The sequence below is a fragment of the Cupriavidus sp. NPDC089707 genome (genome assembly GCF_044748965.1).
Taxonomy (GTDB): domain Bacteria; phylum Pseudomonadota; class Gammaproteobacteria; order Burkholderiales; family Burkholderiaceae; genus Cupriavidus.
The window spans coordinates 25,445-44,460 of record NZ_JBIVHB010000026.1 but is presented as its reverse complement, the minus strand read 5'-3'; the positions used below and the strand labels follow the sequence as shown (position 1 = coordinate 44,460).

Here is a 19,016-nt window from a genome sequence, read left to right as displayed (position 1 = left end):
GATTAGCCATGGAGCCGGCTGCCCCGCCGCCCTCCGCACCGCCCCCGGCGCCTGCCGCGCAACCGGCGGCGCAACCCGTGGCGGTATTGACCGCGACCGAGCCCTGCGGCCCGCAGTATTCGCCGCTGGCCCGCGTGGGGCTGCTTTGCTTCACGCTGCTGGTGGTGTATGCCAGCCTCTACCCGTTCTCCGGCTGGGTCGACAACGGCATCTCGCCGTTCGCCTTCGTCACCGCGCCCAAGCCGCGCTATATCACCGACTTCGACCTGCTGACCAATGTCATCGGCTATGTCCCCTTCGGGGCGCTGGTTGTGCTGTCGCTGCATCCGCGCATGTCGGGCGGGCGCGCGACGCTGGTGGCGCTGTGCGCCGGCGCGCTGCTGTCGGCCTGCATGGAAGCCTTCCAGACCTGGCTGCCGAACCGGATTTCGTCCAACATCGACCTGATCACCAACGCGCTGGGTGCGCTGCTGGGCGGCGCGGTGGCGGCGCCGTTCACACATGCCCTGATCGACGACGGCCGGCTGACGCGGCTGCGCCATGCCTGGTTCGAGCCGCATGCCAGCTTTGCCATCATCCTGCTGGTGCTGTGGCCGTTCGCGCAGATCTTCCCGCAGGAGCACCTGTTCGGCATGGGCGGCATCGTGCGCGAATGGCTGACCGATCCCGAATCCTGGCCGATGCAGGTGCTGCAGATGCTGTTCCCGCGGCTGGAGGCGTGGCAGGTCCACATCGGCCTTCGGCCCGAGGACATGCAGAGCATGCAACTGCTGGAATCGCTGGTGACCGCCAGCAGCTGGATCGGCACCGGCTTGTTCGCCTCGATCGCCATGCGCCGCAACGCGCCAATGCTGCGCATCCTGGCCGGCCTGCTGGCCGCCGCGCTGCTGATCAAGGCCACCGCGGCTGAATTGCAGTTCCCCGCGGACAGCGCCTTCAACTGGCTGTCCGAAGGCGGCCGCTTCGCGCTGCTGACCAGCTCGCTGGTGCTGGTGCTGCTGCTGTACCTGCCGCGCTGGCTACGCGCGGTGCTGGCGATGGTGGCGCTGTTCGCGCTGGTAGTGCTGACCAACGTGCTGCCGTCGAATCCCTATGCGTGGATTTCCGAGCAGGGCTGGCGCATGGGCCGCTTCATCCACTTCAACAGCCTGGCGCAATGGCTGGGGTGGCTATGGCCGTTCCTGGCGTTCTGCTATGTGATCTGGCGCTTCGAGCAGGTCAGCCTGCGCCGCCACGCCATGAAGAAGGCCGCGGCACGCCGCGAGTCGGCCGCGGCCGGTACGCAGGAACCGTGACCGCGTGACTGCGGGCGGCGCCGTCAGTTGCCGGCGCGGATGGCGATGCCCTCGGCGGTGAGCCGTTCCCGGATGCGGCGCGCAAAGGCCAGCGCATGGGCACCGTCGCCGTGCAGGCAGACGGTCTCGGCCTGGATCGGCACCCAGGTGCCGTCGATGGCGCGCACGCGCTTCTCGCGCACCATGGTCAGCGTCTGGTTCAGCGCGACTTCCTCGTCCTCGTGCAGCGCGCCTGGCGTTCCGCGCCTGACCAGCGTGCCGTCGGGGTTGTAGCCGCGGTCGGCAAACACCTCCTGCCTGACGCGCAGCCCGGCCTCCCTGGCGATGTCGATCATCTGGCTGCCGGCCAGGCCGAAAAACACCAGGTCGGCATCGAAATCCCGCACCGCGCGCACGATGGCGCGGGCCAGCGCCGGGTCGCGCACGGCCTGGTTGTACAGCGCGCCGTGCGGCTTGACGTGGCGCAGCGCGCCGCCCTGCGCGCGCACGATCGCGTCGAGCGCGCCGATCTGGTACAGCATGTCGGCATAGACGTCCTCGGGGTCGCGCTGCATCTCGGTGCGGCCGAAATTCTCGCGGTCCGGATAGCTCGGGTGCGCACCGATGGCGACCCCATGCTCCAGCGCCCACTTCACCGTTTGCACCATGGTGGCAGCGTCGCCCGCGTGCCAGCCGCACGCCACGTTGGCGGAACTGATCAGCGCCAGCAGCGCCTCGTCGTTGCCGCAGCCTTCGCCGAGGTCGGCGTTCAGGTCGATCTGCATTGCCGTTCTCCTGGGCGGTACGGCAAGGGTCCGCAGTACCGCCTTCTGTCAGGGTTTCAAGCGCTCGCGGTCTCAGGCCGCCGCGCGGGTAAGCGTGCGCCGGCGCGCGGCGATGGCCATGCCGTCGCCCTGCCATTGCAGCGCCTGGTCGATCTGGCGCAGGTAGCGGTCCAGCTCCGCCTGCGCGGCGACGGCCTGTGCCAGCGTCACCGGCACGAAGCGCACGGCCGCGCCCAGCGGCACCTGCGCCAGCCGCCACAGGTCGGCGCCGATCACCACGCCGATCTTCGGGTAGCCGCCAGTGGTCTGCGCATCGGCCATCAGCGCGATCGGCTGGCCGGCCGGCGGCACCTGCATCACCCCTGGCACCACGCCGTGCGAAAGCAGGTCGGCGCTGCGATCGGCGCGGCGCGCCAGCGCGGGGCCGTTCAGGCGCAGGCCCATGCGGTTGCTGTTGGGCGTGACGATCCAGTCGGACTGCCACAGCGCCTGCTGCGATTCTGCCTCGAAGTCTTCATACTCCGGGCCGGGCAGCATGCGCACCGGCGTGGCCTTGCCGTCGACGTCGGCCGGCAGCGCCCACGCCGGCGCCTGCACGCCGATCCAGTCGCGATCGCCCGGCAACCTCGCTGCCGGCAACCCCGCCCGCCCCACCGGCAACCGGTCGCCCTCCTGCAGCGCGCGACCGCCCAACCCGCCAAAGGCGGCCTTCAGATCGGTACTGCGCGACCCCATCACGGGCTCGACGTCGATGCCGCCTGCCACGCACAAATAGGCATGCGTACCACCACGCGCCGGTGGCAGCTCCAGGACCTCGCCGGCGTGCACGTCGAAGGCATGCCAGGACCAGACTGGCGTGCCATCCAGCGTCGCGCCACACTCCGCGCCAGCCAGGGCGACGCGCATGTCCGCATGGAAGCGAACCGCGGCGCGTCCCAGCGTGATTTCAATGGCGGCGCATTCGGGCGCATTGCCCAGCAGCCGGTTGCCGACCGCCACGGCCAGCGTATCCATCGCCCCGCAACTGCCTACGCCGAGACGGCGGAAGCCGGTACGGCCCAGGTCCTGCACCGAGGCGAGCGCGCCAGGTCGGATGATTTCGATCACGCGATGATTTCCTCGGCGACAAAGCGCACGGTATCGCCGGGCGCCAGCAGGGACGGCGGATCGCGATCCGCGACGAAGAGTTCGATTTCGGTGTGGCCGATCAACTGCCAGCCGCCCGGCAGCACCGCCGGATAGATGCCGGTCTGCTCGCCGCCGATGCCGACCGATCCGGCCGGCACCGCCAGCCGTGGCTCGCGCCGGCGCGGCGTGGCCAACTCGGGCACCAGCCCGCCCAGATAGGCAAAGCCAGGCTGGAAACCCAGAAAATAGACAACGTACTCGCCGGCGGCATGACGGCGCGCCACCTCACGCGGCGATAGCCCGGTATGCGCGGCTACGTCGGCCAGGTCAGGCCCATGCCCGCCGCCATAGCGCACAGGGATCTCGACCAGCCTGCCCGTTGCGCTGCGTGCCTCGCCCGAGGCCCAGGCCTGCCTGAGGTTGCGCTCCAGCGCCGCGACATCGGCACTGCCGTCGAAGATCACCGTCAGGTTGTTCATGCCCGGCACCACGTCGACCACGCCGCGCCACGCTTCGGCCCGCGCTGCCATCGCCCAGATGCGGCGCTGGACGTCGAGCGATGCGGGGGGCGCCACGCTGTAGAGCAGTGCCTGTTCGGCGAGGCGGTGGATGGTGCAGGGGCTCATGGGATTCCTGGTAGCGCACTTTCTACCAGTGTAGCTGTCAGGGCGAAGAACAGCGCGGAGCTACCGGCCTTTTCCCTCAGACTAGCCGTACCGGGCCGGGATACTGTGCGACCAGGATATCGGACGTCAGCAACGTGATGCCTTCAACCGTCGCCTGTGCAATCAGCAGGCGATCGAACGGATCCCTGTGAATGGGGGGCAGGCAGTCAATGGCGACCGCATGCGCACTGGCCACTGGCAATTCGCTATATCCGTTGTCCAGCAAGCCACGCCGCAGCAAGCGTGCATCCACCCGGAAATCTGGGCCGAGGCTGTGCTTGATTGCGATCTCCCAAAGGCTGGCGGCGCTGAAGAAAAGTTGAGCATCGGCTGCTTCAAGCAGTGAACGGGCCTCGGGCGACAGGCGTTCAGGCAGTCCCGCCGCCCATAGCAGAAGGTGCGTATCGAGCAGCACCTTCATGCGTTGTCACCGAACAGCTTTTCGATTTCGCCTGCGCCCATGCGGTCAAAATCGTCCGGCACCTTGACCTGTCCTGCGAGAAATCCCAAGCGCTTCACCTCATTCGCCTCCGGAGCATTCAATGCGACAACCTTGACCAGCGGCTTGCCGGCCTTCGCGATCACAAATGGCTCGCCATTGGCGGCCTGTTCAACGAGTCGCGACAGATGGGTCTTCGCGTCATGGATGTTGACTGTCTGCATGGCACCCTCGCTAAACTAAGTTCAGTTAGTTTAGTCCCGCCATACAGGTGAGGCAATGCTAGCTGAGAAGCAAAACGGCCGGGAAATACCCCGGCCGTTTTGCGATTTCACTCAATCCCTGCCCGATCAGGCAAACCCCGCCTGATGCGCCTGCTGGTCAGCGTGGTACGAGCTGCGCACCATCGCGCCCACGGCAGCGTGGGTGAAGCCCATCTTGTAGGCCTCGTCCTCGAACATCTTGAACGTGTCCGGGTGCACGTAGCGCAGCACCGGCAGGTGGTGGTTGGACGGCGCCAGGTACTGGCCGATGGTCAGCATGTCGATGTCATGCGCGCGCATGTCGCGCATGACTTCCAGGATTTCCTCGTCGGTCTCGCCCAGGCCCACCATCAGGCCGGACTTGGTCGGCACGTCGGGGTTGCGGCGCTTGAATTCCTGCAGCAGCTTGAGCGAGTGCGCGTAGTCCGCGCCCGGGCGGGCCTGCTTGTACAGGCGCGGCACGGTTTCCATGTTGTGGTTCATCACGTCAGGCGGGCAGGCCTGCAGGATGTCCAGCGCCTTGTCCAGGCGGCCGCGGAAGTCGGGCACCAGCACTTCGATGCGGGTGTCGGGCGACAGCTCGCGCGTCTGCGAGATGCAGTCGACATAGTGCTGGGCACCGCCATCGCGCAGGTCGTCGCGGTCGACGCTGGTGATCACCACGTAGTTCAGCTTGAGCTGGGAGATGGTGCGTGCCAGGTTGCCGGGCTCGTTCACGTCCAGCGGATCCGGGCGGCCATGGCCGACGTCGCAGAACGGGCAGCGGCGCGTGCACTTGTCGCCCATGATCATGAAGGTGGCCGTGCCCTTGCCGAAGCATTCGCCGATATTGGGGCAGCTGGCTTCCTCGCACACCGTCACCAGGTTGTTGGCGCGCAGGATGTCCTTGATCTCATAGAAACGCGAATTGCCGGTGGCGGCCTTCACGCGGATCCAGTCCGGCTTCTTGAGCTTTTCGGCCGGCACGATCTTGATGGGGATGCGTGCGGTCTTGTCGGCCGACTTTTGCTTGCGGGTCGGGTCGTACGCCTCCGCGGGGGACTGCGGGGCTTCGCTGGAAGATGCGTTCGGGGCGATCAGGGCGTCGCTCATACATTTCTCCGCACGCTCTGTGCGTGCATTTCGCTTTTGACTAGGAGGCCAGGGCCGGGTCGGCATTCACGTCGGCGGCTTCAGCCGCCAGCACGCGGGATTCGTGCGCTGCCAGCACTTCGCACAATGCAGCCGCCAGGCACTGTGCGATGTCGGGTTGTCGTGCCGCGGTCACGGGCATGGGGGCGCCATCGGCATCCGCCACCGTACAGGTGGCGCCCGCGGTGGCCATGTCGACCGTTTCCAGTCCGGCATAGCCGCAGGGATTGATGCGCAGGAACGGCGACAGGTCCATCTGCACGTTGAGGCTGACGCCGTGGTAGCTGCAGCCGTTGCGGATCTTGAGGCCGAGCGCGGCAATCTTGGCGCCCTGGTGCGGCCCGTCGGACAGGTAGATGCCGGGGGCGCCGGGCTTGCGTTCGGCTGCGAGATTATACGCCGCGAGCGTGTCCAGCACGGCCTGCTCGATGGCGTGAACCAGCTCGCGCACCATCAGGTGGCGGCGGCGCAAATCGAGCAACAGGTAGGCCACTACCTGGCCTGGGCCGTGATAAGTGATTTGGCCGCCACGATCGATCTGCACCACCGGGATGTTGTCGTCAGGCGACAGCAGGTGTGCGCGATCGCCCGCCTGGCCCAGGGTGTAGACCGGCGGATGCTCGACCAGCCAGATCTGGTCGGGCGTCTCTGGCGTGCGTGCGGCGGTGAAGGCGCGCATCGCGTCGAAACACGGCTGATAGTCCTCGCGGCCGCGTTCGATGATCTGAATCGGATGCATGGCGAGAGTGTAACGAAAAGGGCCGGCTTGTGCCGGCCCTGCCCTGCCACAGTCAGCCTTGCGGCGCCGGGGAGTCGTCAGTTGCGTCACGCGACCAGACCAGGCGCAACGGCGCACGGCGCTGGTGTGACCTGGACGAATCCCCGCCCGCTTCCGCCTCGGCTTCAGGATGCGGCGGCCTGGTCCTGGTTAGGCGTCCATTCCGTGCCTCGAACCAGTCGGCGCAGGCTGCGGTACACCAGGTGCGGCACATCGGCCAGCGCCAGCGCCGGACGACGCGCCTCGGCGATCAGCGCCAGGCGTACCGGTTCCTGCGCGCGCGGGTCGATGCTGACCACTACCTCGTCGCCGGAGCGGAGCAACAGGCTGCCGCCACAACGCAACCAGTAGTCCTCCGAATCGCCTTCGCGAGTCAGCCACACGTCCATGCCATTGGCTTTCTCGACATGCAGGCGCTGGGCGGCGTGCACCGACAGCGCGGTGACTTCGCCAGGATTCAGGGTGAACACGGTCGTTGTGAGCACGGTTTTCATCGAGGTTCTCCGTTCAGCCGGCCCGGAGGCAGTTGCGCCACGCTGTCCCCGATGGGCAACGAATCCACGGCAATTGGCCCGGCAAGAGGACCAGTCCAGTTAAATCTTGTGGAATTCGCCGTTAAGGAATCGCTACAGCGGGGGCCGGTGATGGAATATTAGTGATTGCCCGGACACTATCAAAACGATATATTTTCTTTGTTCTTGTTAGTCAAATTCACATACACCCGACTTCATCGGAGGCTGCCATGGCCTGGAAAAGCGCCTGGGAAAAGGACCTGCCGCGCGGCTGGCACCGCGAACTGCCGCGCCTGCCGGCATTGACCGCCCTGCGCGCGTTCGAGGCAGCGGCGCGTCACGAGAGTTTTTCGCGCGCGGCGACGGAGTTGTTCGTCACCCACGGCGCGGTCAGCCACCAGATCCGCGCGCTGGAAGACGAACTCGGCCTGCCGCTGTTCGAGCGCCACGGCAAACGCGTGGCGCTGACCCCGGCGGGCCGCGTCTACGCCGAGCGCGTGCGCGACGCACTGCTGCAGATCGCCGATGCCACGCGCGTGCTGCAGGCCGGCAACCGCGACAAGCGCCTGACCATCAGCACCATGCCCTCGTTCGCCGCGCGCTGGCTCACGCCGCGCATCGGCAGCTTTATCGAGCACCATCCGGAACTGGACGTCGAGCTGCTGTCGTCGAACACGCTGGTCAACTTTGCCCATGAGGAAGTCGATATCGCGCTGCGCATGGGCAGCGGCGACTATCCCGGCCTGTACGTCGAAAAGCTGCTCGACGACGTCTTCTTCCCGATGTGCAGCCCCAGCTTCAATGGCGGCCGGCTGCCGCAAAAGCCCGAGGAGATGGCCGGCCTGCCGCTGCTGCGCGGCGAGGGCGATCCGTGGAAGCCGTGGTTCGAGGCCGCCGGGCTGGACTGGCCCGAGCCGCGCAAGGGGCTGCTGATGGAGGATTCGTCGCTGCTGCTGCAGGCCGCGTCGGAAGGCCAGGGCATCGCGCTGATCCGTTCGTCGCTGGCCTACAACGACCTGCTGGCGGGGCGCGTGGTGCGGCTGTTCGATGTCAGCATCCCGTGTCCGTGGCTGCTGTACTTCGTCTGTGCGCCGGGCTCGCTCAACCTGCCCAAGGTGCAGGCCTTCCGCAGCTGGCTGATGCCGGAGATCGAGCGCTTCCGCGAGGTGCTGGCGCAGTGGGAGTGAGCTAGTCTTCGGCGGCGTCGCCTGCTTCGTCCGCTTCATCTGGCGGTGGCGGCGCCGACCGCCGTCCCGCACGCGGGTGCGCCTTGTCGTAGACCTGCGCCAGATGCTGGAAATCCAGCGCGGTGTAGATCTGCGTGGTCGCGAGGCTGGCGTGGCCCAGCATCTCCTGCACTGCGCGCAGGTCGCCCGACGACTGCAGCACGTGCGTGGCGAACGAATGCCGCAGCATATGCGGATGCACATCGGCCGGCACGCCGGCGCCCAGCGCCTGCTGCTTGAGCCGCAGCTGCACCGTGCGCATCGACAGCCGCCGCCCGCGCGGCCCCAGGAACAGTGCGTGCGCGTCTTCGGGCGCCGCGCCGGGGCGCAGCAGTGTGTCGCGCACCGCGATCCAGGCGCGCAGCGCCTCGATCGCCTTGCTGCCGACCGGCACCGTGCGCCGGCGCGCGCCCTTGCCAGTAACCGTCAGCTCGGCGCCAGCCAGGTCGAGCCAGCCGCTGGACTGGTAGCCGTCAACGCCGGCATAGCGCAGGTCCAGCTGCACCAGCTCCGACAGCCGCAGCCCGCTGGAATAGAACAGTTCATACACCGCATGGTCGCGCAAGGCCTGGGCATCCGTGCCGGCGGTGTGGGCAACCAGCGCCACCGCATGCTCTACCGACAGCGCCTTGGGCAGCGCATGGCCGGAGCGCGGCGCGCGCACGCCTTCCACCGGATTGACCGTCACGCCATGGCCATGTCGCGCCGCCCACTGGTAGAAGCCGCGCCACGCCGACAGCGTGCGGGCGATGCTGGTGCCGACCAGCCCGCTGCCATGCAGCCGGGCGGCGAAGTTGCGGATATGGTGAGTCTGCAGCGCCAGCAACGCGACGCCAGGCGCGTAGCGCCCGGCATGCGCCTGCAGCACGCGCAGGTCGCGGCCATAGCTGGCGAGCGTATGGTCGGCCAGCTTGCGACTGCCGCGCAGCCAGTCAAGATAGCGTACGACCAGCGGATCGGCCGGCTGATCGACCGGCGGCCACGCGCCGTCATCCCCGGGCGCGGGAGCGGGCTGGCGCGGCGGCCGGCGTGCGCTCACGGCATCGGCCTCAGTCCCGCAGGCGGTTCAGCGCGGCGCCGGCAACTTCGCCGATCTGCGCCAGGTAGGCGGTGCCCATGCCTTCATGGAAGCGGCGCGGGTCCGGTGAGCCCAGCACCAGCATGCCAAACGCGGCGCCCTGTATGTCAGCACCGGCGTCGGCGCCGGCATCGGCTGCGCGCACGGGCGCGCGCAGCGCCACCATCGCCAGCGAGACGATATCGTCGCGTTCCAGCAGCGCCGCCGCCTCGAAGCCGCTATTGGCACCGCAGTACGGCGCGCGCAAGCCGTCGGCAAACAGGCGCAGGTCCTCGCTGGCGCCCTGCGCGACTTCCATGTGGGCGTATTGTTCGGCCACGTTCCACAGACGGAGCGCGACCGCGGGCACGTCGAACACCCGTTGCAGGCCGTCCTGCACGGCGTATGGCAGCGCGTGCGAATCGGCCTCGGCCAGCAACCGCAGCTGCCAGTCGTGCAGGCGCTGCTGGGTGCGGTCGTTATCGTGGCCATGGCGTACCAGGTCGGCCAGGCGCAGTTCCAGACCCTTGTTCTTCTCGCGCAGGATTTCCATCTGGCGTTCCTGCAGCGACACGGCGCGGTGGCTGTGCGGGCTGGTCAGCTGCACCGCGGCCAGCAGCTCGGCGTGCTCTTCGAAGAATTCGGGATGGCTCTGCAGGTAGGCGGCAACGTCTTGGGCGTTCATGGGGCTGGGACCGGTAGAGGAAAATTGGGTGGCAGTTTAGCAAACCCACTTGCCTGCGCAGGGGCGCACGGTTTGGGGTGCTCCCAAGCCGCCCGAGCTAGCCTAAGCAAGGTGTTCTCCCTCTCCCCTCAGCGGGAGAGGGTTGGGGAGAGGGGTGGTCTAGCTAGGTACCACATCAAGCGGGGCCAACGGTTTTAACCCACGGGCGTCAGCCTTTGACACTCCTGCCCTCTCCCCCGGCCCCTCTCCCGCAAGCGGGAGAGGGGAGCAAACCGGCAGTGCAGATAACACCTACGTCTGTATCAACCGCTTCTGCCGCGAAATGCTCAGCAGGATGCCAACCCCCGCCCCCAGCGTCACCAGCGCCGTCCCGCCATAGCTCATCAGCGGCAGCGGTACGCCCACCACCGGCAGGATCCCGCTCACCATGCCCATGTTGACGAACGCATAGGTAAAGAAGATCAGCGTGATCGACCCCGCCAGCAGCCGCGAGAACAGCGTCGGCGCGTTGGCGGCAATGAACAGCCCGCGGAAGATCAGCAGCAGGTACAGCACCAGCAGCAGCGCATTGCCGATCAGGCCGAATTCCTCGGAGAAGACCGCGAAGATGAAGTCAGTGTGCTTTTCGGGGATGAATTCGAGGTGGGTCTGCGTCCCCTTGAGGAAGCCCTTGCCCTCGACCCCGCCCGAGCCGATCGCGATGATCGACTGGATGGTGTGGAAGCCCTTGCCGAGCGGGTCGCTGGTCGGGTCGAGCAGCGTGCACACGCGGTGCTGCTGGTAGTCGTGCAGCACCGGCCAGTTCACGCCCGGCGCGCACATATCGTTCTGGAACGTGATCAGCAGCGTGATCGCCACCACCAGCAGCCCCATCAGCGGCAGGATCAGCTTCCACGACAGCCCGGCGAAGTAGATCACGTACAGGCCCGCAGCCATCACCAGCAGCGCGGTGCCAAGGTCAGGCTGCTTGGCGATCAGCCCCACCGGGATCACCAGCAGCCCCAGCGCGACGATGAAGTCGAACCACTTGATCACGCCCTCGCGCTTCTGGAAGTACCACGCCAGCATCAGCGGCATCGAGATCTTCATGATCTCCGACGGCTGGATCACCATGCCGACATAGAGCCAGCGGCGCGCGCCCTTGCGGATCAGGCCGAACATGGCCACCGCGATCAGCAACGCCACGCCGACCGTGTACATCGGCACCGCCACCCGCATCAGCGTCTGCGTGGGCAGGTAGGCAATCACGAACATCACCACGTACGACAGCAGGATGTTGCGCAACTGGTCTTCGACGCGGCCCGGCATGTCGATGGCGGCCGAGTACAGCGCGACGATGCCGGTGGCGAACAGCAGGAAGACGATCAGCGAAAGCGGTTTGTCAAAACCGGTCAGCGCGGTCTTGACCAGGGACATGACGCGGCGGCGATCCATGCGCGTCTCCTTCAGCGGGTGGCGTCGGCACCGCTGGCCGCCTTGGCGGACACGGGCTTGACGCGAGGTTTGGGCGCGGGCGCCCTGGCGGGCTGCACGGCGGGGGCGGAGGCCGGCTGCGGCGCGGGCTTGCTATGGCCAAGGGCCTGCAGCATGCGCTGGTCCAGTGTCTCGACGGCCGAGGCCGGGGCGATCGCCCCTGCGTTCAGCGCGGCGGCGATGGCCTCCGGCGTCACCGGCTGCGCGCCGGAGGCCGCGGCCACGGCGCTGGCGGCGGCGCCGCTCGCGGGCGGGGCACCGGAGGACATCACCGTGGCACTGGCGATGCTGGCGGTCTGGCCGGTGGTGAATACGCTCGGCGTATCCACCGGCGGCCGGCCGGCCACGCGCTCGCCGGCCGGCGGCGCGATCGCCTCCAGGTCGGCCGGCCACTTGCCGGTCAGGTAGTAGTCCATCAGCTTGCGCGCGATGGGCGCGGCCACCGCGGCGCCGAAGCCGGCGTTCTCGACGATCAGCGCGATCGCGATCTTCGGCTGGTCAGCCGGCGCGAACGCGGTGTACAGCGAGTGGTCGCGCTTGTGCTCGGCCAGCGCGTGGTGGTTGTACTTCTCGCCCTTGGCCAGGCTGTAGGTCTGCGCCGTGCCGGTCTTGCCGGCCGATTCGTACGCCGCGCCGGCGAACACGCGCGCCGCGGTGCCGGAGTGCGTCACCGCCACCATGGCGCGCTTGACCACGTCGATGTCGGCCTGCTTGAACGGGATCGTGTAGCTTTCCTTGGGCACCGTCAGCGTGCGCTTGCGCGTGACCGCGTCCTCGACCGCCTTGACCAGATGAGGCTTCATCACCTTGCCGTTGTTGACGATCACCGAGGTGGCCTGCGCCAGCTGCAGGATGGTGAAGCTGTTGTAGCCCTGGCCGATGCCCAGCGAAATGGTCTCGCCCTCATACCACTTTTGCTGCTCCGGCTTGCGGTAGGCCTTGCGCTTCCAGTCGGTCGACGGCAGGATGCCGCGGCTTTCGCCCTCGATGTCGATGCCGGTGATCTGCCCGAAGCCCAGCGGCTTCATGAAGTCATGGATGCCGTTGACGCCCATGTCGCGCGCCAGCGCGTAGTAGTAGGTGTCGCACGAATGCACGATCGAGCTGTGCATGTCGACCCAGCCGTGGCCGCCCGGCTTGTCGTCGCGGAAGGTGTGGTTGCCCAGCGTGTAGAAGCCCGGGTCCGACATGCCCCACGCCGCGGTGCGCTTGCCGCTGGTCAGCGCCGCCAGCGCCATGAACGGCTTGTAGGTCGAGCCCGGCGGATACGTGCCCCGCAGCGGGCGGTTCAGCAGCGGCTTGTCTGGCGAGCCGTTGAGCTCGTTCCAGGTATTGGTATCGATGCCTTCGACGAACAGGTTGGGATCGAAGGTCGGCTTGGAAACGAACGCCAGGATGTCGCCGGTGGTCGGCTCGATCGCCACCAGCGCGCCGCGGCGGTCGCCGTAGAGCGCCTCGGCCAACTGCTGCAGGCGGATGTCCAGCGACAGGATCAGGTTGTTGCCCGGCGTGGCGGGCGAGGTCGACAGCGTGCGGATCGGGCGCCCGCCGGCGCTGACTTCCACTTCCTCGAAGCCGGTCAGGCCGTGCAGCTCGGTCTCGTAGCTCTGCTCCAGACCGATCTTGCCGATGTAGTTGGTGCCCTTGTAGTTGTCGGCGTCCTTGCGCGGATCGTATTTGGCGCTGTCGGCATCGTTGGCCTCGTCCATGGCCTCGATCCGCTCCTGGTCGCGCTGAGAGATGCGCCCAAGGTAGCCGATCACGTGCGAGGCCGACTCGCCCAGCGGGTATTGGCGGAACAGCCGCGCGCGCACGTCCACGCCGGGGAAGCGGAAACGCTGCGCGGAGAAGCGCGCCACTTCCGCATCGGTCAGCTGGCTGCGGATCGGCAGGCTTTCAAAGCTGCGCGACTCTTCCATCAGCCGCTTGAAGCGGCGCCGGTCGCGCGGCTGGATGTCCACCAGCGTCGACAGGCCCTCGATGGTGTTGTCCAGCGTATCGGTCAGCTTGGACGGCGTGATCTCCAGCGTGTACGCCGAATAGTTGCGCGCCAGCACGATCCCGTTGCGGTCCATGATGATGCCGCGGTTGGGCTCGATCGGCGCCACCGAGATGCGGTTGTCCTCGGCCTTGGCTGAATACTGGTCATGCTTGTACCACTGCAGCCACAGGAAGCGCGCAAACAGCAGGCCAAAGCAGATCACCGAGAACAGGGCCGCGGCCGCCACGCGGATGCGGAAGCGGCCGATTTCCAGTTCGACGTTGCGGATTTCGGTCATGGTACTGCGCGGGGCCTGTTAGGGATGAGTGGCGTCAGATCGGGCGTCAGATCGGGCGCGTCTCGTCGACATCGCTCGAACGGCGCTGCGGCGCCAGCAGCAGGCTGGTCGCCAGCGGCCACAGCAGCGCCTCGATCGCCGGCGCCAGCAGCAGCGGCCAGCCGGGCAGCGGCGCGCCCATCGCCAGGCGGATCAGCACCGGCACCGCGTGCGCGATGAACAGCAGCGGCAGCACGTGCAGCGCCTGGGTGTAGACCGTGAACCACAGCACGCGGCGGTGGATGGTGATGGCAAAGTAGGCCAGCAGCGTATAGGCCAGCGCATGCTCGCCCAGGAGGCGCGCATCATGCACGTCCATCAGCAGGCCCAGCGCAAAGGCCACGCCCATGCCCACCTTGCGCGGCTGGTGGATGTTCCAGAACACCAGCACCAGCGCCACCATGTCGGGGATCCACAGCGTGTCGCCCCACGGCATCAGGTTGAACAGGAACGCCAGCACGAAGCTGAGCGCGATAAACGCGGGATTGACCGGTCGCAGCAGGTATTGGGCGTTGGTCACCGTTGACCCTCCTTGGCATCCTTGGCGGAAGGCGCCTTCGCCGCGGCGGCGCTGGCCGCGGCAGCGCGTGCCGCGGCGGACTTGGCGCCCTTGACTGGCGCCTCGGGCTTGGCCTCGACGGTCTCGCGCGGCGGGATGGCGGAGTCGTAGCGCACCACCAGCAGCTGACGGTGCGCGCGCACGCCGGCTACCGGCTCGCAGTAGATGCGCGAGAAGGCGGTATCTGCCTTGCGCTCGATATGGACGATCTTCGCCACCGGCAGCCCCGGCGGGTAGATGCCGTCCAGCCCCGACGTCACCAGCAGGTCGCCCTGCTGCAGGTCGGCGGCGGCGGCCATGAAGCGCAGGTCCAGCTGGCCCGCGCGCGCGCCGCCGAAGGCCACGCTGCGCAGGCCGTTGCGCACCACCTGCACGGGAATCGCCTGGTCCTTGTCGGTCAGCAGCGTCACTTCGGACTGGAACGGCGACACGCGCGTGACCTGGCCCACCACGCCACGCTCGTCGATCACGGGGTAGCCGGCGCGCAGGCCCTGCTGGCTGCCCTTGTCGATCACGATGCGCTGGCTGTAGGGGTCGCGCGCGTCATAGAGGATCTCGGCCGCCGTCACCGGCGTGGCCGATTGCCGGGCCAGCCCCAGCAGCTTGCGCAGCTGGTTGTTCTCGGCCTCCAGCTGCGCCTGGCGCACCGAGGCCTCGGCCTGCTGCACGGCGGTCTGGCGCAGCTCGCGGTTCTCGGAGGCGAGGATCGCCGAAGACTGGGCGTAGTCGAAGGCGGTGCGCAGCGCATCGCGCGGCACCAGCACCAGGCGCTCGACCGGCATCAGCACGGTGGCGGCCACCTGCCGGCCCACGCTGAGCGCATTGAAACGGGCGTCGACCACCAGCAGCGCCAGCGCGATGCCCACATAGAGCACCAGCCTGGCAACAGCCGAGGAGCCTTGCTTGAAGAGCGGCGGAGGAGAGTAATTCATTTACCCGAACGCAGGCCGGTGCACGCATGCGAATGCCGCAAACACCGCGCCGCCCGCGGTGCCGCGCCCGGCGGGGGCACGGCGCCGCAGGCGGCGGGCGTTGCCGGGGCGATCCCCCGGCCGATGCGGCGCCGCGACACCGCCCTGATCCAACGATCCGGCAGGCCGCGCATCGCCACGTGCAGTTCCTGGTGCTTACTCGTAGGAGAAGATGCTGCCCAGCTTGTCCATGCGCTCCAGCGCCATGCCGGAGCCGCGCACCACGCAGGTCAGCGGGTCTTCGGCGACCAGCACCGGCAGGCCGGTTTCCTCGGCCAGCAGGCGGTCCAGGTCGCGCAGCAGCGCGCCGCCACCGGTCAGCATCATGCCGCGCTCGGCGATGTCGGCGCCCAGTTCCGGCGGGGTCTGTTCCAGCGCGATCTTCACCGCCGACACGATCTGGTTGAGCGGATCGGTCAGGGCTTCCAGGATTTCGTTGGACGAAACGGTAAAGGCGCGCGGGATGCCCTCGGACAGGTTGCGGCCCTTGACTTCCATCTCGCGGACTTCGGAGCCCGGGAAGGCCGAGCCGATTTCCTTCTTGATCGCTTCGGCGGTCTGCTCGCCGATCAGCATGCCGTAGTTGCGGCGGATGTAGTTGACGATGGCCTCGTCGAACTTGTCGCCGCCGACGCGCACCGAACCCTTCTAGACCATGCCGCCCAGCGAGATGATGCCCACCTCGGTGGTGCCGCCGCCGTTATCGACCACCATCGAGCCCGACGGCTCCGACACCGGCAGGCCGGCGCCGATCGCGGCCGACATCGGCTCCTCGATCAGGTACACCTGGCTGGCGCCGGCGCCCAGGGCGGATTCACGGATGGCGCGGCGCTCGACCTGGGTCGAACCGCACGGCACGCAGATGATGATGCGCGGGCTCGGACGCAGCAGCTTGCTGTCGTGCACCATTTTGATGAATTGCTTGAGCATCTGCTCGGTGACGGTGAAGTCGGCGATCACCCCGTCCTTCATCGGGCGGATCGCTTCGATGTTGCCCGGCACCTTGCCCAGCATCTGCTTGGCTTCCTTGCCCACCGCCGTGATCGTCTTCTTGGCGTTGGGACCGCCTTCCTGGCGGATCGCGACGACCGAGGGCTCGTCCAGCACGATGCCCTTGTCGCGCATGTAGATCAGCGTGTTGGCGGTGCCGAGGTCGATCGCCAGGTCGTTGGAGAAGTAGCTGCGGAGAAATCCGAACATCAGGAATCCTGTCTGTGATGGTGTTCGCGGGTAGGCGAAGCGGCCGGCGCCGCGGGCGGCCCGGCCACGAATTGCTTGGGTGTTGAATACGGAATGGTTCTCGGCTTCCCGGCCCGCCCACGCTCCGGCGCGGGGTGCCCGGGCCGGGGTGCTGGATTGGAGTCGGGTTCGGCACCGCCGCCGTCATGCCACGCGGGCCGGCCCTACGGGAACCTTTGATTAGACCTCGCGAAAAAGTTCGCGACAATGCGCACGAAAATGTGCAGGCACCGGCGCGTCATGACCCGCTGTATTCGGGCATGTCGTGGCCGGTGGCAAAGGCCTAATCAGAGGACCCAGGTTTGCCCTTCGGGCACCTTCGGCCGCCAGGCACGGCGGGCCAGCCGGGGACCAGCTTGCGGCAAAGTGACGAAGGCGTTGCCAAAGGTCGGGAGCACGCAATGATACCTTATAATTCCTGCTGCTTCGGGCGTTTACGGCCTGAAAAACCCTGTAATTCCGACGACTCCGTTGCGCCGTTGCAGCGCCCCGGAGCCGCCCCGTCCGGACCGCGCGACGCCACCGTCGCGCGGCCGGCCGCCGGCCGCTGCCGGCACCTTCCGCATCCGAGCATCCGAACCACCACGCCATGGCCCTCGACCTATCCGACGTCAAGCGCATCGCCCACCTGGCCCGCATCGAAACCAGCGATGCCGAGGCCGAACAGACGCTTGCGCAGCTGAACAACTTTTTCTCGCTGGTCGAGCAGATGCAGGCGGTCGACACCACCGGCATCGAACCGCTGGCGCACCCGCTGTCGGCCGTACGCGACATGGTGCAGCGCCTGCGCGACGACGCGGTCACCGAGAACGACCGCCGCGACGACTACCAGCGCCCGGCCCCGGCCACCGAGAACGGGCTGTACCTGGTGCCCAAGGTCATCGAGTGACCTGCGCCGGCCGCGTCTCGATTTGGTCTCGCGTTAGTTTCGCTTTACTTTGTCGCTTTACTTTGCCGCGCCGGCCGCCCCAGCCAGTACGCCACCCCGAATGCCAACCCGACTGTCATGCCCTTTTCCGCTGATTCCGTGACCTCCCTGCGCCAGCTCGCCGACGCCTTGGCCGCGCGCACCGTCTCCGCCGAGGAACTCGCGCGCGAGTACCTGTCCCGCATCGAGCAGGCCGCCGCGCTCAACGCCTTTATCCACGTCGACCCCGAGCGCACTCTGTCGCAGGCGCGCGCCGCCGACGAGCGCCGCGCGCGCGGCGAGGCCGCGCCGCTGACCGGTGTGCCGGTCGCGCACAAGGACGTGTTCGTCACCCGCGGCTGGCGCGCCACCGCCGGCTCGAAGATGCTGGGCAGCTATGAAAGCCCGTTCGACGCCACCGTGGTCGAGCGCATGGCCGCCGCCGGCATGGTCACGCTGGGCAAGACCAACATGGACGAATTCGCGATGGGCTCGTCCAACGAGAACTCGCATTTCGGCCCGGTGCAGAACCCGTGGGACACCAGCCGCGTGCCTGGCGGCTCGTCGGGCGGCTCGGCCGCGGCCGTCGCCGCCGGCCTGGCGCCCGCCGCCACCGGCACCGACACCGGCGGCTCGATCCGCCAGCCGGCGTCGTTCTCGGGCATCACCGGCATCAAGCCGACCTACGGCCGCGTCTCGCGCTACGGCATGATCGCCTTCGCCTCGTCGCTGGACCAGGGCGGCCCGATGGCGCACTCGGCCGAGGATTGCGCGCTGCTGCTCAACGCCATGGCCGGCTTCGACCCGAAGGACTCGACCAGCATCCCGCCGGAGCAAGGTGGCGTGGACGAGGACTACACCCGCCTGCTGGGCCAGCCGCGCGCCGGCGCCAGCGCCGAGCGCCCGCTGGCGGGCCTGCGCATCGGCCTGCCCAGGGAGTATTTCGGCAAGGGCCTGTCGGCCGACGTCGAGCAAGCCGTGCGCGCCGCGCTGGCCGAGTATGAAAAGCTCGGCGCCACGCTGGTCGAGGTGTCGCTGCCCAAGACCGAGCTGTCGATCCCGGTCTACTACGTGATCGCGCCGGCCGAGGCGTCGTCGAACCTGTCGCGCTTCGACGGCGTGCGCTACGGCCACCGCGCCGCCGAGTACCGCGACCTGCTCGACATGTACAAGAAGACCCGCGCCGAAGGCTTCGGCGCCGAGGTCAAGCGCCGCATCATGGTCGGCACCTACGTGCTGTCGCACGGCTACTACGACGCCTACTACCTGCAGGCACAAAAGATCCGCCGCATCATCGCCGACGACTTCCAGCGCGCCTTCGCCCAGTGCGACGTGATCATGGGCCCGGTGGCGCCGACGGTGGCGTGGAAGCTGGGCGAGAAGACCTCGGATCCGGTACAGATGTACCTGGCCGATATCTTCACGCTGTCGACCAGCCTGGCGGGCCTGCCCGGCATGAGTGTGCCGTGCGGCTTTGGCGCGGGCAACATGCCCGTCGGCCTGCAGCTGATCGGCAACTACTTCGACGAAGCGCGCCTGTTGCAGGCCGCGCACGCGTTCCAGCAGGCGACCGACTGGCACCTGCGCCGCCCCGCCAAGGCCTGAC

Annotated in this window: 18 protein-coding genes and 1 pseudogene; 4 read left to right on the top strand and 15 right to left on the bottom strand. The window is 67.9% G+C overall.

The features are described 5' to 3' along the window. The first annotated feature begins 8 nt into the window (after window positions 1-8). Window positions 9-1,295 (top strand): VanZ family protein, encoded by a 1,287-nt coding sequence (locus ACIP1U_RS27915; RefSeq protein ID WP_400322093.1) that lies wholly within the window; start codon window positions 9-11, stop codon window positions 1,293-1,295. A gap of 23 nt (window positions 1,296-1,318) precedes the next feature. Here the strand turns inward: ACIP1U_RS27915 and pxpA are convergent, their stop codons facing one another. From pxpA to ACIP1U_RS27875, 8 genes are all read right to left on the bottom strand, one after another. After that, window positions 1,319-2,059 carry a 5-oxoprolinase subunit PxpA gene (gene pxpA / locus ACIP1U_RS27910; RefSeq protein ID WP_400322091.1) on the bottom strand — a complete coding sequence of 247 codons (741 nt, stop codon included), beginning with the start codon at window positions 2,057-2,059 and terminating at the stop codon, window positions 1,319-1,321. A 72-nt stretch (window positions 2,060-2,131) separates the two neighbouring features. Further along, window positions 2,132-3,166 (bottom strand): biotin-dependent carboxyltransferase family protein, encoded by a 1,035-nt coding sequence (locus ACIP1U_RS27905; RefSeq protein ID WP_400322089.1) that lies wholly within the window; start codon window positions 3,164-3,166, stop codon window positions 2,132-2,134. Then, the gene (gene pxpB, locus ACIP1U_RS27900) at window positions 3,163-3,813 is read right to left on the bottom strand and encodes a 5-oxoprolinase subunit PxpB (protein ID WP_400322087.1); all 651 of its coding nucleotides are present in this window, start codon (window positions 3,811-3,813) and stop codon (window positions 3,163-3,165) included. The genes ACIP1U_RS27905 and pxpB overlap by 4 nt, the downstream gene beginning before the upstream one ends. Window positions 3,814-3,889: 76 nt before the next feature. Further along, window positions 3,890-4,273, bottom strand: a complete 384-nt coding sequence (locus ACIP1U_RS27895) for a type II toxin-antitoxin system VapC family toxin (protein ID WP_400322085.1) — start codon at window positions 4,271-4,273, stop codon at window positions 3,890-3,892. Next, a complete protein-coding gene (locus ACIP1U_RS27890) occupies window positions 4,270-4,515 on the bottom strand; it encodes a type II toxin-antitoxin system Phd/YefM family antitoxin (RefSeq protein ID WP_400322083.1) in 246 nt (81 codons plus the stop codon). Before ACIP1U_RS27890 ends, ACIP1U_RS27895 begins: the two co-directional genes overlap by 4 nt. A gap of 126 nt (window positions 4,516-4,641) precedes the next feature. Next, entirely contained in the window at window positions 4,642-5,646 is a 1,005-nt protein-coding gene (gene lipA / locus ACIP1U_RS27885; protein ID WP_400322081.1) for a lipoyl synthase, read from the bottom strand. 40 nt (window positions 5,647-5,686) lie between these two features. Beyond that, window positions 5,687-6,424 (bottom strand): lipoyl(octanoyl) transferase LipB, encoded by a 738-nt coding sequence (gene lipB / locus ACIP1U_RS27880; protein WP_400322079.1) that lies wholly within the window; start codon window positions 6,422-6,424, stop codon window positions 5,687-5,689. A gap of 164 nt (window positions 6,425-6,588) precedes the next feature. Next, window positions 6,589-6,957: a DUF2917 domain-containing protein gene (locus ACIP1U_RS27875; protein ID WP_029047785.1), complete on the bottom strand. Its 369-nt coding sequence runs from the start codon at window positions 6,955-6,957 to the stop codon at window positions 6,589-6,591. 248 nt (window positions 6,958-7,205) lie between these two features. On the opposite strand from ACIP1U_RS27875, the gene ACIP1U_RS27870 reads away from it, so the two are divergent. Then, complete coding sequence (locus ACIP1U_RS27870) at window positions 7,206-8,162, top strand: transcriptional regulator GcvA (protein WP_400322077.1); 957 nt, start codon at window positions 7,206-7,208, stop codon at window positions 8,160-8,162. A 1-nt stretch (window position 8,163) separates the two neighbouring features. Here ACIP1U_RS27870 and ACIP1U_RS27865 read toward each other — a convergent pair whose 3' ends face one another. From ACIP1U_RS27865 to ACIP1U_RS27835, 7 genes and pseudogenes are all read right to left on the bottom strand, one after another. Further along, a complete protein-coding gene (locus ACIP1U_RS27865; RefSeq protein ID WP_400322075.1) occupies window positions 8,164-9,240 on the bottom strand; it encodes a tyrosine recombinase XerC in 1,077 nt (358 codons plus the stop codon). 10 nt (window positions 9,241-9,250) lie between these two features. After that, complete coding sequence (locus ACIP1U_RS27860) at window positions 9,251-9,943, bottom strand: DUF484 family protein (RefSeq protein ID WP_400322073.1); 693 nt, start codon at window positions 9,941-9,943, stop codon at window positions 9,251-9,253. Window positions 9,944-10,234: 291 nt separating this feature from the next. After that, a complete protein-coding gene (rodA, locus tag ACIP1U_RS27855) occupies window positions 10,235-11,377 on the bottom strand; it encodes a rod shape-determining protein RodA (protein ID WP_400322071.1) in 1,143 nt (380 codons plus the stop codon). 11 nt (window positions 11,378-11,388) lie between these two features. After that, complete coding sequence (mrdA, locus tag ACIP1U_RS27850; RefSeq protein WP_400322069.1) at window positions 11,389-13,695, bottom strand: penicillin-binding protein 2; 2,307 nt, start codon at window positions 13,693-13,695, stop codon at window positions 11,389-11,391. Between the two features lie 46 nt (window positions 13,696-13,741). Continuing rightward, entirely contained in the window at window positions 13,742-14,254 is a 513-nt protein-coding gene (gene mreD / locus ACIP1U_RS27845; RefSeq protein WP_400322067.1) for a rod shape-determining protein MreD, read from the bottom strand. Then, window positions 14,251-15,225, bottom strand: a complete 975-nt coding sequence (gene mreC, locus ACIP1U_RS27840) for a rod shape-determining protein MreC (RefSeq protein ID WP_400322065.1) — start codon at window positions 15,223-15,225, stop codon at window positions 14,251-14,253. The genes mreD and mreC overlap by 4 nt, the downstream gene beginning before the upstream one ends. A gap of 195 nt (window positions 15,226-15,420) precedes the next feature. Further along, window positions 15,421-16,464 (bottom strand): annotated as a pseudogene (locus tag ACIP1U_RS27835) (rod shape-determining protein). Between the two features lie 628 nt (window positions 16,465-17,092). On the opposite strand from ACIP1U_RS27835, the gene gatC reads away from it, so the two are divergent. Both gatC and gatA read left to right on the top strand, forming a co-directional pair. Then, window positions 17,093-17,392 (top strand): Asp-tRNA(Asn)/Glu-tRNA(Gln) amidotransferase subunit GatC, encoded by a 300-nt coding sequence (gene gatC / locus ACIP1U_RS27830; RefSeq protein ID WP_029047793.1) that lies wholly within the window; start codon window positions 17,093-17,095, stop codon window positions 17,390-17,392. Between the two features lie 117 nt (window positions 17,393-17,509). Beyond that, complete coding sequence (gene gatA / locus ACIP1U_RS27825; RefSeq protein ID WP_400322062.1) at window positions 17,510-19,015, top strand: Asp-tRNA(Asn)/Glu-tRNA(Gln) amidotransferase subunit GatA; 1,506 nt, start codon at window positions 17,510-17,512, stop codon at window positions 19,013-19,015. Window position 19,016 lies beyond the last annotated feature (1 nt).